Consider the following 14,628-nt stretch of genomic DNA (forward strand, 5'->3'; position numbering starts at 1 on the left):
GCCATTGAAGTTTGCTTTCCTGATCTTCAAATATTTCCCTTATGGCGGCATGCAGCGCGACATGTTGCGCACTGCCACCCGGCTTGCCAAGGCCGGGCATTCCGTGGACATTTTCACCATGTCTTGGGACGGCCAGATGCCAGGGGAGAGCCTGCCGGAACGTAATATCCGTGCGCACATCATGCCGGGCAATGGCTGGTTCAATTTCCAGAAATATCAGGATTTCATCCGCCAGGCGCAAGCCCGCATTGCGTGTGAACCCAGTTTCGACCTTATGGTGGGGTACAACCGCATGGGCGGCCTGGACGTGTATTTTGCCGCCGATCCCTGTTTTATCGAGCGCGCCCATAGGCAGCGCAACTGGCTGTATCGGCTGACGCCGCGCTACCGCTGGTTCCAGAAGATAGAGCAGGCCATTTTCTCGCCGCAGGCGAAGACGCAGATGCTGATGGTGGACATGGCGGAAAAAGCCGTATTCCAGCGCTGGTACCAGACCCAGGACGACCGTTTCCACTACATTCCGCCCTATCTTTCCGGCGAACGCCTGCAATTGCATGACCGTGCGGAAATGCGCGCCTATCTGCGCAATGCATTCAACCTGCCGCCGGAGACGAAGATTGCCCTGCTGGTGGGCTCAGGGTTCTACATGAAAGGGCTGGATCGCGCCGTGCAGGCCTTGGCGAGCTTGCCTCCCGACATGCGCAAGGATTTCAAGCTGATCGCGATCGGGCAGGACAAGCCTGCGTCGTTCATCAGGATGGCAAACAAGCTCAAGGTGGCGGACAACCTGATCATTTCACGCGGCAGGCCCGACATTCCGCAATTGATGCAAGGCGCGGATTTCTACCTGCATCCGGCCTACCGGGAAAATACCGGGTTGGTTATCCTGGAAGCGCTGGCGAGCGGCTTACCGGTGCTGGCGACAGCCAGCTGCGGCTATGCGGTGCATGTCCAGGAGGCCGATGCCGGGCAAGTGGTGTCGGTGCCGTTCGAGCAGGCGACATTAAATCGGATGCTGTTGGAGATGGTGTCGCTTGTGCATGCAAGGGACACCCGGTTGGAGAGGTGGCGCGACAACGGTTTGCAATATGCGCGCAGATTGATGGCGGAAAACGACGGCAGCGCCGAGGCTGCGATCATGCTGCGTATTGCCGGGCAAAAGCAGGAGGCTGCGATATGACTTGCGAAGCGTTGCAGTTGTCGCCGGAACTGACGCAGGCGCTGGGGGAGGGGGACGTATTCGCGCGCGTGATGGCGCTGGAGGGGGAGGTGTTCCGCGATGTGCCGGGACGCAAGACCATACGCGTGGAGATTGCCGGCCAGCCCTATTTCATCAAGCAGCACTTCGGCGTGGGCTGGAGGGAGATTTTCAAGAACCTGCTGGCGCTCAAGGTGCCAGTGGTCAGTGCAAATACTGAGAAGCAAGCGATAGAAAAGCTGGGCGAGATCGGCATCGCCACCACGCCGCTGGCAGGTTTCGGCAGCCGCGGATGCAGCCCGGCAAGCCGGCAATCGTTCCTTATCACCCGCGACCTAGGCGAGATACTGTCGCTGGAGACCCTGGCGGACCAGTGGATGCAGGCGCCGCCCGAGCCACGCTTCAAGCGCCGCTTGCTGCTGGAAGTCGCCGCCTTGGCAGCCCGTCTGCATGACAGCGGCCTCAATCACCGCGATTTCTATATCTGCCATATCTGCCTTGACCTGCCGCGGCTCAGGCACGGAGATATCCATTTGTATCTCATAGACCTGCACCGGGTCGGAATTCGTGAGACAATCCGCCCACAGGATCGCATGAAGGATATAGCAGCATTATATTTCTCTGCGATGAATGCGGGACTGGCTCCTAGGGATTATCTGCGTTTCCTGCGCCGTTACCGTGGCAAGCCTATTAGGCAGGTCATGCGCGAGGAGCGTGATTTTTGGCAGCAGGTGCAGGCCCGCGCCATCAAACTTTATATCAAATTACACAAGGTTGAGCCTGGGCTGCACCAGATTGGCGGTATGATCGGCTAATGCATGGCAGCTCTGGCGTATAGCCGGAAAATCTATGCAAATGTCATTCAAGTTCGCCTGGAAGCGTTCCGACTGGAGCGCTTGGTTCAACTACTACCTGTTTTTCTTCTATTTCTCCGGCATCACGCACATCCTGCTGCAAATCAGCGGGGCGACCATCTTTGTCGGCATGCGTCAAGCGGTTGTGATGAGCCTGCTGTGGCTGATACCAGTCATGCTGGTGCCGCGCCAAGCACGCAAGATAGCCGCCGTGATCGGGCTGGTGCTATGGGTGTTCTCGCTGGTCAGCCTGGGGTATTTCTGTATTTATGGGCAGGAGTTCTCGCAAAGCGTGATGTTCACGATTTTCGAGTCTAACGCGGCCGAGTCCAGCGAGTTCATTGCCCACTACTTCGTCTGGTGGATGATCCCGGTATTGCTATTGCATAGTGGGGTGGCGTACTGGCTCTGGCGCAGGCTGGGGCCGCTCCAGATCAGCGCACGCGCGGCTTGGGCAGTGACCACGGGCATCCTGGTCTTGCTGTTCGTGCAGCCGATGTTCAAGCAGTTGGTACTCAACAAGGCAAGCCTCGACGATGCCGTGGAGAAATTGCAAATACGCATGGAGCCTGCCGTGCCCTGGCAGATGGTGATAGGCTACATCCACTACCGCAAACAGCTTGCCAATATGGAAACCTTGCTCGAGCAGAACAGCAGGATTCCGCCGCTATCGAACCTGCTGGACGCCAACGCAGGCCAGCCTGCGACTTTGGTGCTGGTGCTGGGCGAATCGACCAACCGCCAGCGCATGAGCCTGTACGGCTACCATCGCAAGACGACGCCCAAGCTGGACGCCCTACGGCAAGAGTTGAGCGTGTTCGGCAATGTGGTGACGCCACGGCCCTACACGATAGAGGCATTGACCCAGGCGCTGACTTTTGCGGACCAGGAGCATCCCGAGCTATATCTCACCAAGCCTTCGCTCATGAACATGATGCGCCAGGCGGGTTACAAGTCGTACTGGATCACCAACCACCAGACGATTACCAAACGCAATACCATGCTGGCCAACTTCTCCAAGCAGACGGACGAGCAGTTCTACATGAATAACAGCCGCGCACAGAACTCCCGCGAGTATGATGCCAATGTGTTTGCCCCGTTCGAGGAAGTGCTGCGTGATCCTGCGCCCAGGAAATTCATCATCGTGCACTTGCTTGGTACGCATATGAAATATGAGTACCGTTACCCTGCGGAATTTGACGTCTTCAAGGGACGCGAGGGCGTGCCCGCGATACTGAACGAGGGGCAGGCCAAGGTCTATAACCAGTATGATAATGCCGTGCTCTACAATGATTACGTGATGTCCACCCTGATTGAAAGCCTGCGCAAGCGCGCCCCGAACAGCCTGCTGGTCTATTTCTCCGACCACGGCGAAGATGTCTACGATGCACCAGGCCATGGCATGCTGGGGCGCAACGAGGCCAAGCCCACCCTGCCTATGTATACGGTGCCTTTCATCATATGGGCGTCCGAGGAGTGGAGGGAGGGACATGACATGCGCTTCGACGGCATGTTGGAACGTCCCTATAGCAACGCGCATTTCATCCATACCTGGGCGGATCTGGCTGGCTTGAGCTTCGACGGCTTCGAGCCGTCGCTCAGCATTGTGAATGCGCAATTCAAGGAGCACCCATTGCTGATTGGCGACCCTTACCAGCCTGACACCATCCGTCCGCTGGACATTCATGCCCATGACTGAGCCCGCTGCGCCCTCCATCCCTGATTTGCAGCAATATGCAAAAGGGGCTGCTGCTGCAACATTCGGCCTGGTGCTGGATGATGGCAGCGAATTGCAGTCGCTGGAGGTCGTGCGTCGTGTCCCGGGCAAGCGCCTGGTTTGCTGTGGTTTGCTGAAGGGGCAGGCCATTTACGCCAAGTTTTTCATCGGCGGCCAGGCGGCCAAGTATGCGGCGCGCGACAAGCGCGGCGCCCTCTGGCTGGCGCAGAAGGGGCTTGCAACACCGGCCTTGCTGCTTGAGTCCCGTGTGGCGGATCAGGTGTGCGAAGTCCTGCTCTATGCAGCCGTTCCAGCCCGCAATGCCGAGCAGGTTTGGCAAGATATGGATGCCGGGGAGCGGCTTGCGTTGGCCCGGCGCCTGGTCGCGGAGATTGCCAGGCATCACCGTGCAGGCTTGCTGCAGACGGATTTGTACCTGAAAAACTTCCTAGTGGATGCGCAGGCTATCTATACCCTGGATGGTGACGGCATACGGCAGCTGCGCGCCTTTGGCAGGCAGCGGCAGCAATGGGACAATCTGGCTCGGCTGATCTCGAAGTTCGATGTCGATGCAGTGCCTGTCTGGTTGCCCGGCCTGTTGCAACAATATGCGGCCACGGCAGGCGAGCAACTGCCCGATATCGCCAGTATGCAGCGGCTTATCGCGCGGCACTGGCAATACGAGATGCGCCAGTACGCGAGGAAAGTGCAGCGCCCGTGTACCGATGTACATGTGGAGCAAACATCCCGGCATTACCTGGCGGTCAATCGCGCCAAGGACAGCCAGATATTGCGGCAGGCATTGGCCGCGCCCGACGGTTTACTCGATGCAGCAGGCGCATTGCGGCTCAAGAGCGGGAACACCTGCACCGTGGCTGCGATTGAAATTGATCAGCGCAAGATGGTGATCAAAAGGTACAATATCAAGAATTTCTGGCATGGCCTGGGCCGTGCGTGGCGGCCTTCCAGGGCGCTTGTATCATGGGCAAACGCCTTCCGCTTGCAGGTGAAGGGCATTGCCACTCCGACGGCCGTGGCCGTGCTGGAGCGCCGGTGGCTGGGTTTGCGGCGCGAGGCTTATTTGCTGACCGAGTTCGTGCATGCCTGTGATGCGGCGGAGTTCTATGCCGACGCGTCAATCGATCAGGAAGCGCGCGAGCAGGTAGCGCGGCGCATCGCCAGGCTGTTTTTCCAGTTATTTTGCCTGCAGCTGGAGCACGGCGATTTCAAGGCGACCAATGTCTTGATACATGACCAGCATCCGTTGCTGATCGATTTGGACAGCATGCGGCAACATAGGTGCAGAAAGCGGTTTGAGCGCAGGCACGTGCGCGACCTGCAGCGGTTCTTCAAGAACTGGCGGGCCGATGTTGCGACTTGCCGGTTGCTGATGACGGCCTTCAGGGCGGTTTATACGGATGGCCGCGTGCTGGACCAGGCGGGCATCGTAGTTAAATAAAGCGAAAAAGACGAATGATCATTCTAGGTTTATCAGGTGCGTTGGGGCATGACGCCTCGGCTGCCATTATTGTGGATGGAAAAATTGTAGCGGCCGCGGAAGAAGAGCGTTTCATCCGCGACAAGCATGCCAAGAACAAGTTTCCGCTGGAAGCGGCAAAATACTGTCTGCGCGAGGCCGGGGTGCGGCCCGAGCAGGTCGATATCGTCGCATTTCCCTATGGCGAGATTCCATTGAGCAGCAGTGCGCGCTGGCATTACGCCAAGCGCTACTGGTATGCGCCTGACCGTGCACTCGATGCCATTTTCAACGGCAACCGCCGTTTCCGTCGCAACCGCGACAAATCCCTGGACCTGATGCGCGAGCTTGGCCTGACCAAGGCGCGCTTCGTGCCGGTCGAGCACCACCTGGCGCATGCCAGCAGCGCCTATCACCTGAGCGGATTCAAGGAAAAGACCGCGATTGTCGGCATCGACGGCAAGGGCGAATACGCCACGACCTTCTTCGGCTACGGCGAGAACGGCAAGATCCACAAGATCAAGGAATTCTACGACCCGGACTCCCTGGGCGGCATGTACGGCGCGATCACCGAGTACCTCGGCTTCGAGATGCTGGACGGCGAATTCAAGGTCATGGGCATGGCGCCCTATGGCGATCCCAAGCGCTACGATTTGTCGCGCCTGGCCAAGTTCGAGAATGGCGAACTCAAGATCAATACCGATTACGTCAACGTGGTCGGACTGCGCCGCTACAAGGAAAAAGGCAAGGGCTTCTACTTCACGCCCAAGCTGATCGAGTGGCTGGGCCCCAAGCGCCAGGGCGACGAGATCGACGACCCCTATATCCATTACGCCGCCTCCGTGCAGCAGTTGCTGGAAGACATTGCGCTGGAAATGATCGAGTACTATCTCGGCGACATCATTCGCGAGACCGGCCGCATTGCGATGGCAGGCGGCGTGGCGCTCAACGTCAAGCTCAACCAGCGCATCATTGCCTTGCCGCACGTGAAACAGTTGTTCGTGCAGCCTGCATCCGGCGACAACGGCACCTCGCTGGGTGCCGCCAGCTATGTGGCTGCGGAGATGGGCGAGCCGCTGGAGCCGATGCGTCATGCCTACCTCGGCCCATCTTTCACCACAGAGGAGTGCCTGGCGGCCTGCGAGGCGCATCCTGCCAAGCCCAAGTTCCAGCGCATTGAAAACGCGCCGCAGAAAGGCGCTGAAATCCTGGCAGCCGGCAACCCGCTGGCCTGGTTCCAGGGCCGCATGGAGTTCGGCCCGCGCGCGCTGGGCTGCCGCAGCATCCTCGGCGATCCCAGCCATCCCGGCGTGGCCGACCGCATCAATGCGCAGATCAAGTACCGCGAGCGCTGGCGGCCGTTCTGTCCCAGCATGCTGGACCGCGTTGCGGCGGACATCCTGCAGACCGACCATCCTGCGCCTTACATGACGTTTACTTTCGATGTGGCCGAGCACTGGAAGCCGCGCATTCCCGAGGTCGTCCATGAGGACGGCACTGCACGCGCGCAGATCGTGACCAGGGAAACCAATCCGCGGTATTACGCCTTGATCGAGGAACTCGAACGCCTGCGCAATGTGCCTGTGGTGCTCAATACTTCATTGAACCGGCGGGGCGAACCGATGATTTGCAGCCCGACGGATGCACTCAATATGTTCTACGGGTGCGATCTCGAATATCTTCTGATGGAAGATGTCCTCGTGACCAAAAACTAGGCCGGGCAGGGCTTGCAGCGAGAGAACAGATGTTGCAAGCCCATGGTTTTTTTACCTTATCCCAGTCGTGGTTAATTTGACGATGCCCGGCGCTTTCAGCGATAATTCCCGGCTAAATTCAACTTTTCAGCAGCACACCATTAATGACACAAACCCTGATAGAAGTCACCGAGCGCATTCGGGAACGTAGTGCGCCGACCCGCAAGGCATACCTGCAACGCATCGACCAGATCATCAACCGCACGCGCGGCGCTGACCGCCTGGGCTGTGCGAACGTGGCGCATGCCTTTGCCGCCCTGCCTAACAACGACAAGTTCCGCGTCGTGGCGGAAAAGGCGCCGCATATCGGTATCGTGACGGCTTACAACGATATGCTGTCGGCACATCAGCCATACGAGACCTATCCCAATATCATCCGGGACGAAGCGCGCAAGCATGGCGCAACCGTGCAGGTGGCGGGCGGCGTGCCCGCGATGTGCGACGGCATTACCCAGGGCGAACCCGGCATGGAGCTGAGCTTGTTCTCGCGCGATACCATCGCGATGAGTACGGCGGTCTCCCTGTCCCACGATGTGTTCGATGCGGCCTTGATGCTTGGCGTGTGCGACAAGATCGTGCCGGGGCTGCTGATCGGCGCCTTGCATTTCGGCCACTTGCCGACCGTTTTCGTGCCTGCGGGCCCGATGGCGACCGGCATAGACAATACCACCAAGTCCAAGGTGCGCGAGAAATACGCACAGGGCCTGGTTGGCCGTGACGAGCTGCTGGCTTCCGAGTCCGCCGCCTACCATGGCGCTGGTACCTGTACCTTCTTCGGCACCGCCAACAGCAACCAGATGCTGATCGAGGCGATGGGGCTGCATGTGCCGGGCGCCGCCTTCGTGCATCCGCACGACGATATGCGCGAGCTGTTGACCCGTGAGGCGGTCAAGACCGTGCTGTCCATCACCAAAGGGCAGCGCTTCACGCCAATCGGCAAACTGGTGGATGAGCGCGTCATCGTCAATGCGATCGTGGCGTTGCTGGCCACCGGCGGCAGTACCAACCACCTGATTCACTGGGTGGCCGTGGCCCGGGCGGCTGGCATCATCATCGACTGGTCCGATTTCTCCAAGCTGTCGCAGAACACCCCGTTGCTGGCACGTGTTTATCCTAACGGCACAGCCGACGTGAACCAGTTCCAGGCGGCTGGCGGCCCAAGTTTCGTGATCCGCGAGCTGGTGGATGCCGGCTATATGCATGGCGACGTGAGTTCCGTCGTGATTGGCGGTTTGCGTGATTTCGGCAAGAAGCCGGTCAAGTCCGACGACAGCCTGATCTGGGTCGACTTGCCGAAGGAAAGCCCTGATGAAACGATCGTGCGTAACGCTTCCAAGCCGTTTAGTTCCTCTGGCGGCCTGCGCCTGTTGACTGGCAATTTGGGCCGTTCCGTGATCAAGAGTTCTGCCGTGCCGGAAGACCGCCAGATCATTGAAGCCCCTGCCATTGTGTTCAACGGCCAGGAGGAATTGCTGGCCGCGTTTGAGCGCGGCGAGCTGGAAAAGGATTTCATCGCCGTCGTGCGCTTCCAGGGACCGCGCGCCAACGGCATGCCTGAGCTGCATAAGCTAACCCCGCCGTTGTCCGTATTGCAGGGCAAGGGTTTCCGCGTCGCGATCGTGACCGACGGCCGAATGAGCGGCGCCTCCGGCAAAGTGCCGGCTGCGATCCACTTGAGCCCGGAAGCCGTTGCCGGCGGCGCGATCGGCAAGATCCGCACGGGCGACATGATCCGCCTCAATGCGATTGTCGGCACGCTGAACGCGCTGGTAGACGATGAGGAGTGGCAGGCACGTACCGTGGCGGTGATGACCGAAGCCCAGCGTAACAACAATGGCCATGGCATTGGCCGCGAATTGTTCGGCGGGATGCGCAAGAATGTGCACAGCGCCGAAGAAGGCGCCGTCACCTGGCTCTAGCTCATTTGAAAATGCGCGGGGGACTGCGTTGTTTTTCGCTTGCCGTACTAGCGTACTGTCTGCGCTCAAACGCCTTGTCCGCCGCGATTTTGAAATGGCAATATAGTTTGCCTTCCCACTTGTAGATTTTTAATAATCAACCATAGGTATATAGAACATGAGCACACTCGATTTAGCCAACCATGGCCCGGTAATCCCGGTCATTGTCATCAACAAGGTGGAAGATGCCGTGCCTATGGCGGAAGCATTGCTCGAAGGCGGCATCAAGGTGCTGGAAGTGACCTTGCGTACGCCAGTGGCGTTGCAAGCGATGGAAGCCATCGCCAAGGCCGTGCCTGATGCGATTGTCGGCGCTGGCACGGTGCGTAGCATCAAGGATGCGCAGGCTGTGAAGGATGTCGGCTGCAAGTTCGCCGTCAGCCCCGGCTATACCAGCGAGATCGGCCGTGCGGCGCGTGAAATCGGTCTGCCGTTGCTGCCGGGCGTTTCCACCGGCAGCGAGATCATGCAGGCGAATGCCGATGACTACTATTTCCTCAAGCTGTTCCCCGCCGTTGCCGTGGGCGGCATCAACCTGCTCAAGGGCTTTGCCGGCCCGTTCGGCGATGTCAAGTTCTGCCCCACTGGCGGCGTGACGGTGGAATCCGCACCGCAGTTCCTTGCACTGCCTAACGTCGTGGTTTGCGGCGGCACTTGGCTTACGCCTGGCGATGCCGTGGCGCGCAAGGATTGGGCGCATATCACCAAGCTGGCGCGCGAAGCCAGTGCAATCAAGGCTGCAGCCTAACTAGCTCATCACAGGCCCCTCGGGGCCTGTGTTCTTCATACTTCCGGTATGTTTTGCCTTGCCAGTGGCATCAACCTTCAGGTCGCGCTATGCTGAATCTCGAGCAATACCACACATGGGTGTTTGATTGCGATGGCGTCATCCTCAACTCCAACCATCTCAAGATCGAGGCGTATTACGCCACTGCCAAGAACTTCGGCGCGGACGACCAGCAGGCGCAGGCACTGGTGGATTACCATATCAAGCTGGGCGGTATTTCCCGCTTCGTCAAATTCGAGTATTTCCTCAAGCAAATCCTGAAAAAGCCGTTTGCTCAGGATGATGTGGAATTCCTGTTGCAGGATTTCGGCCGAGAGGTGCGCGAGCGCCTGGCAAATTGTGAAATTGCGCCTGGGCTGCAGGCACTGCGTGAAAAAACCGCAGCCAGCAATTGGCTAGTGATTTCAGGTGGGGACCAGGAAGAGTTGCGTGCCATTTTTGCCGAGCGTAAGCTATCCTCATTGTTTGATGGCGGCATTTTCGGCAGCCCGGATAACAAGGACGAGATCATGGCGCGCGAAACCGGCCGCGATAATATCCGCCGGCCCGCGATTTTTATCGGCGATAGCCGCTACGATCATGAGTCGTCGAGCCGAGCCGGCCTGGATTTCGTCTTTCTGCACAAATGGACCGATTTCCCCGGTTGGCAGGCTTATTGCGCCAGTCAGGATATTGCTACATTGCCCGATATAAACGCCTTGTTAACGCATACATGCTGATTCCCCGCCTGAATATTCGCAACAGCCACCTGCTTACCCCGGAACACTTCGCGCAATTAAGCCGGAACGCCAAGGTGCTCGAGCAAGATGAGCGTGGCATCAAAGTGCTGCAGATGGTGAATGGCAATATCCTCAAGGTATTTCGCGTGCGCCACACCTTTACCCTGGCCCGCATTTACTCCTACGCGCGCAAGTTTTGCCGCAATGCAGATAGGCTAAAGCGGCTTGGTGTTCCTACGGTCGAGATTGTGCAATTGTTCCATTTCGAGGAAAGCACCGATACCGCCGTACTTTACCAGCCATTGTTAGGTCATACATTGCGACAATTGCATATCTCGGGCTTGGCGGATCATGCCATCATGGAAAATTTGGGGCGCTTTGTCGCGCAATTGCATGAGGATGGCATTTATTTCCGCTCGCTGCATTTCGGCAATGTTGTCAAGACGCCGGAAGGAAGGCTTGGCTTGATCGATATCGCCGACCTCAAGGTATATCACCATAGCCTGACCAACTGGCATCGCGCACGCAACTTCCGCCATCTGCAGCGTTATCGGGATGATTGGATGTCGCTGTCTATGGCTGAACGCAAGGCTTTTGCGGATGGCTATTTCACAACGGCGCAATTGTCACCCAAAGCCGTGTCTGTGCTTAGGCAGAAGTTGAAGTTTTTATCTGGTGCTTGAACCATGTACGTACTGCATATCTGTCATAGCTATTATCCTCCCTTCCTCGACTGCGCACGCCAATATGCTGCCTTGTTCAAGGATAGTCCCTACAAGGTGGTGACGGTCTATCTGACCGGGAAACCCGATCCCGAAGTGGAGCGAGGTAGCGCTTCCGATGAAGTGATTTTCCTTGGTTATAGCAGCAAGCAAGTAAAAGGGCTCAAACTGGGGGCGATTGCCAAAATCCGACAATTGGTGAAAAGCCGGAACTTCGCATTTTGTATTGCCCACCGTGCCAAGCCGACCTATGTGGCATTGCTCGCTACTGATCTGCCAGTGGTGAGCGTGCACCATAACTACAACGACTACGGGCGGTTCACGCGCCGCATCCTCGTCAACTTTTACCGCAAGCGCATATTGATGCTATGCGTGTCGAATTCCGTACGGGACGAAATGCGCCAGCACCTCAAGCACTGGCCTACCGAGCAGATACAAACACTTTACAACCGTATTGATGTCGACGCCGTCAAGCAATCCCTGTTGCCTAGGCCCGATGCCCGCCGCTTTCTCGGCCTTGATGACGATACCTATGTCATCGCCAATGTTGGTCGCCTGCACCGCGATAAAGATCAGGCTACCCTGTTGCGCGGCTTTGCCCAGGCCTTGCCGCAGTTGCCAGCCAACACCTTGTTGCTGATCTTAGGCAAAGGCCCACTGGAGCAGAATCTCAAGGCCTTGGCGAATACGCTGGGACTGGCTAACCAAGTTAGATTCGCTGGGCAGGTCCCAGATGCACGGCGCTATTTCCGTGCGTTTGATCTCTTTGTTCTGAGCTCGGATCATGAACCATTTGGTATGGTGTTGCTCGAGGCCATGGCAGCAGAATTGCCGATTATTTGTAGTGATAGCGGAGGGGGTGTTGAGGTGGTCAGGGCTTTTGCACCTTTATTTACTCTTGGGAACGCAGAAGAGTTATCCCGGGAATTAATCAACGCTGTCGACTCTGAAATACCATTGGCCTCTGATATTTTGAGACGTAGCTTCTCAGACGAAGCTGCGAGAATAAGATTCTTTGAGCTCATTGATCGCGCAGGGATACACAACAGGACACTACCATCGCGCGTATAGCGCTAGTCTTTTAACTCCTTGGGCGATGCAGATTTATTACATATCATCATTACCAGCCCATCTAAGGCACTACTCAAGAGTGGAAAAGCTTCATCATGAAAAAATTATTGATATTAGATGGTATTGCAGGGGTGCCACTTGGTGAGGAGTTGGCGCAGGCTTTTCGCCATCTGGACATTGAAACCACATATTACAATCTGTTGACTATACCGAAGATCCCATTGTATGGCTTGAAATCGGCGGTAACTAAGTTAGTGAATCGAGCCAAGGACAGCAGCGGCGATGCGTTTTTTCACCTACCAAAAGGTAAACTTGCGGCTATCTCGGCATTGATCCAGCAAACACGGCCTGATGCCATCCTGGTGGTGGGGTTTATCTATAAATTTATTACCCCAGCTGCGCTAAAGGCGCTGGCTCAGCAATATCAGCTTGATATCTATTTGTATGATACGGATAGCTGTAACCTTTATACCAAGCGTCGTGAATTTATTTTCTTTCTGGAGCAGGAGCTGCCCATCTACAAGAAAATATTTTCATGCTCCAAGGTGACGGCCGATTTCTTCAAGGATACCAGGCAACTGGATGCCAGTTTTGTGCCCTTTGGGGCGAACTTTATTGCGGCGCCCAGTGCATCCGATCATGAAAAAAAACACGAGGTGCTATTCGTCGGAAGTGGCGATTTGCGCAGGATTCTTGTCCTGGAAAGCCTACGTGACCATCTTTCCATTTTTGGTAATCGATGGAAGCGCAATTTTCCCTTGATGTCGCCAGAGTTGATCAAGCGCGTGGATGACCATGCGGTTTGGGGGGCTGATCTGCATCAACTACTAGCTGGCGCAAAAATTGTCCTGAATGTCACACGGGGCCCCTATTATGCGGCGGGTACTGGCGTGAACTTGAGAATTTTCGAGGCGCTCGCGGCAGGGTGTTTCTTGATCACGGATTATTGTGACGAGGTCGCTGAGCTCTTTAAGCCTGGGGAGGAAATTGAAACCTTCCATGGGCCTCAGGAGTTGCAGGAAAAGGTACGCTTCTATTTAGCTCACCCAGAGAAGCGCATGGCAATCGCCCAGCAGGGACACGCTGCTTACCTCAAGCGTTTTACCTGGGAAGCGAGGGCGCAGGAGATGTGCGCCCTCATGCAAAATAAGCTATAGATGCCAAGCGTAAGCGAATCACATCGTTACCTGAGTAGAGTTCTGATTGTTTTGCTTGATTGAGCGATGTAAGTCTTGCGCAATCAGCAATGCCAGCGGTAAATGGAAAAGTAGCCAGCGCTGACTTGTGCTGTGGAACAAGCTGCTTCCATCAAAGCATAAGCCCAATACGCCCACTGTGAAGTACCAACCTGCCCAAGATTTTTCCCGCAAGCCTCTGGCGATTGCCCAGGCGGTAAGAATCACAAGAGGAATGAACCCAACTATACCGGCTTTGTAAAACTGGGTGACGAATACACTATGTGGGTGCACGATAAGCACTTGATCTTGGGTGGTGAAAGTAAACTCATGTTCTGGCCCACAACCTAGCCAGACGCCACAGCGCAATGTTTCCGCAATAAAACCACCCCATATTTCAAAGCGATAGAATTTGCGTGCGAGCAAACTATCGCCAATCGAGCTGAAGAAGACCAGTCCAATCATCATGATGATAAGTACCAGCCCAACGGAAATCAGCGAGACCATGAGCTTGCGATTGGCTAGTCGCTGGCGATAAAGGGAGAGCCCAGACAATAGGGTGATTAACGCCCAAATACCGATGATGCTTCGTGTTTGCAGTATAGTCAGCGCAAAAAATAGAACGAGTATGTGAGCGAGGAGTACTGCACGATAGCGTTTGGCCTTAAGCCCAAGAAGTGTGATGATCGCCAGCATGCCTCCCATGCTATTGGTGACGTAAATGACGTTTTCAAGTTTTGCATACAGCTCACCTAGTCTCGAACCTAAGGCCCAGCTGCCTTGTATAGATTGCAGTACGGCGTTGAAAATCACATATGCAATCAACAAGCCTAAAAATGCCCAAGCTGCTTTGTAAACTGTTTCATCAAGGAGCAGTGGCAATCTTGCCACTGCGAGATAAAACAACAAAACAACTAGGCCGAACTTGGCTTGTTTCCAGGGGCTGCCGTCTCCAATGCAGGCCGAGAAAATAAGCGTCAAGATAACGATGAGAAGTATTTTTGCTAAAGGGTGCCGAAAAAATTGCTTAATTTCTTTGAATTGCAATGAAATCAAGACCGGTATGAATAATAGGAGATAGCCCGCATTGTTATGAGCTTGTGAGCCTGCAATAACGAGGAAACTGATTATCCATGCACTGATTGAGTATAGTGCAAAGGTTGGACTGCGTAAAAACTGGAGAAACCTCATGAAGC

General features: G+C 56.1%; 12 protein-coding genes. 11 read left to right on the forward strand and 1 reads right to left on the reverse strand.

Annotation, left to right across the window (positions count from 1 at the left end):
• The first annotated feature begins 4 nt into the window (after positions 1-4).
• From ACWXTG_RS00500 to ACWXTG_RS00550, 11 genes are all read left to right on the forward strand, one after another.
• Entirely contained in the window at positions 5-1,180 is a 1,176-nt protein-coding gene (locus ACWXTG_RS00500) for a glycosyltransferase family 4 protein (protein ID WP_480220348.1), read from the forward strand.
• Complete coding sequence (gene rfaP, locus ACWXTG_RS00505; protein WP_480220349.1) at positions 1,177-2,013, forward strand: lipopolysaccharide core heptose(I) kinase RfaP; 837 nt, start codon at positions 1,177-1,179, stop codon at positions 2,011-2,013. The genes ACWXTG_RS00500 and rfaP overlap by 4 nt, the downstream gene beginning before the upstream one ends.
• A 34-nt stretch (positions 2,014-2,047) precedes the next feature.
• Positions 2,048-3,751 carry a phosphoethanolamine transferase CptA gene (cptA, locus tag ACWXTG_RS00510; RefSeq protein ID WP_480220350.1) on the forward strand — a complete coding sequence of 568 codons (1,704 nt, stop codon included), beginning with the start codon at positions 2,048-2,050 and terminating at the stop codon, positions 3,749-3,751.
• Positions 3,744-5,228 (forward strand): lipopolysaccharide kinase InaA family protein, encoded by a 1,485-nt coding sequence (locus tag ACWXTG_RS00515; protein WP_480220351.1) that lies wholly within the window; start codon positions 3,744-3,746, stop codon positions 5,226-5,228. The genes cptA and ACWXTG_RS00515 overlap by 8 nt, the downstream gene beginning before the upstream one ends.
• A 14-nt stretch (positions 5,229-5,242) precedes the next feature.
• The gene (locus ACWXTG_RS00520) at positions 5,243-6,961 is read left to right on the forward strand and encodes a carbamoyltransferase family protein (RefSeq protein ID WP_480220352.1); all 1,719 of its coding nucleotides are present in this window, start codon (positions 5,243-5,245) and stop codon (positions 6,959-6,961) included.
• A 143-nt stretch (positions 6,962-7,104) separates the two neighbouring features.
• Complete coding sequence (edd, locus tag ACWXTG_RS00525; RefSeq protein WP_309564705.1) at positions 7,105-8,919, forward strand: phosphogluconate dehydratase; 1,815 nt, start codon at positions 7,105-7,107, stop codon at positions 8,917-8,919.
• A gap of 157 nt (positions 8,920-9,076) precedes the next feature.
• Positions 9,077-9,706 (forward strand): bifunctional 4-hydroxy-2-oxoglutarate aldolase/2-dehydro-3-deoxy-phosphogluconate aldolase, encoded by a 630-nt coding sequence (gene eda / locus ACWXTG_RS00530; RefSeq protein WP_309564706.1) that lies wholly within the window; start codon positions 9,077-9,079, stop codon positions 9,704-9,706.
• A gap of 89 nt (positions 9,707-9,795) precedes the next feature.
• Entirely contained in the window at positions 9,796-10,464 is a 669-nt protein-coding gene (locus ACWXTG_RS00535) for an HAD family hydrolase (RefSeq protein WP_407995836.1), read from the forward strand.
• Positions 10,458-11,147, forward strand: coding sequence for a BUD32 family EKC/KEOPS complex subunit (locus ACWXTG_RS00540; protein WP_480220353.1), 690 nt, complete (start codon positions 10,458-10,460; stop codon positions 11,145-11,147). The genes ACWXTG_RS00535 and ACWXTG_RS00540 overlap by 7 nt, the downstream gene beginning before the upstream one ends.
• A gap of 3 nt (positions 11,148-11,150) precedes the next feature.
• Positions 11,151-12,257, forward strand: a complete 1,107-nt coding sequence (locus ACWXTG_RS00545) for a glycosyltransferase (RefSeq protein WP_480220354.1) — start codon at positions 11,151-11,153, stop codon at positions 12,255-12,257.
• Between the two features lie 95 nt (positions 12,258-12,352).
• Complete coding sequence (locus ACWXTG_RS00550; RefSeq protein ID WP_480220355.1) at positions 12,353-13,414, forward strand: CgeB family protein; 1,062 nt, start codon at positions 12,353-12,355, stop codon at positions 13,412-13,414.
• Positions 13,415-13,432: 18 nt separating this feature from the next.
• Here the strand turns inward: ACWXTG_RS00550 and ACWXTG_RS00555 are convergent, their stop codons facing one another.
• The gene (locus ACWXTG_RS00555) at positions 13,433-14,623 is read right to left on the reverse strand and encodes a hypothetical protein (RefSeq protein ID WP_480220356.1); all 1,191 of its coding nucleotides are present in this window, start codon (positions 14,621-14,623) and stop codon (positions 13,433-13,435) included.
• Positions 14,624-14,628: the final 5 nt, after the last annotated feature.

It is taken from the genome of Methylobacillus sp. DLP286 (assembly GCF_056636515.1).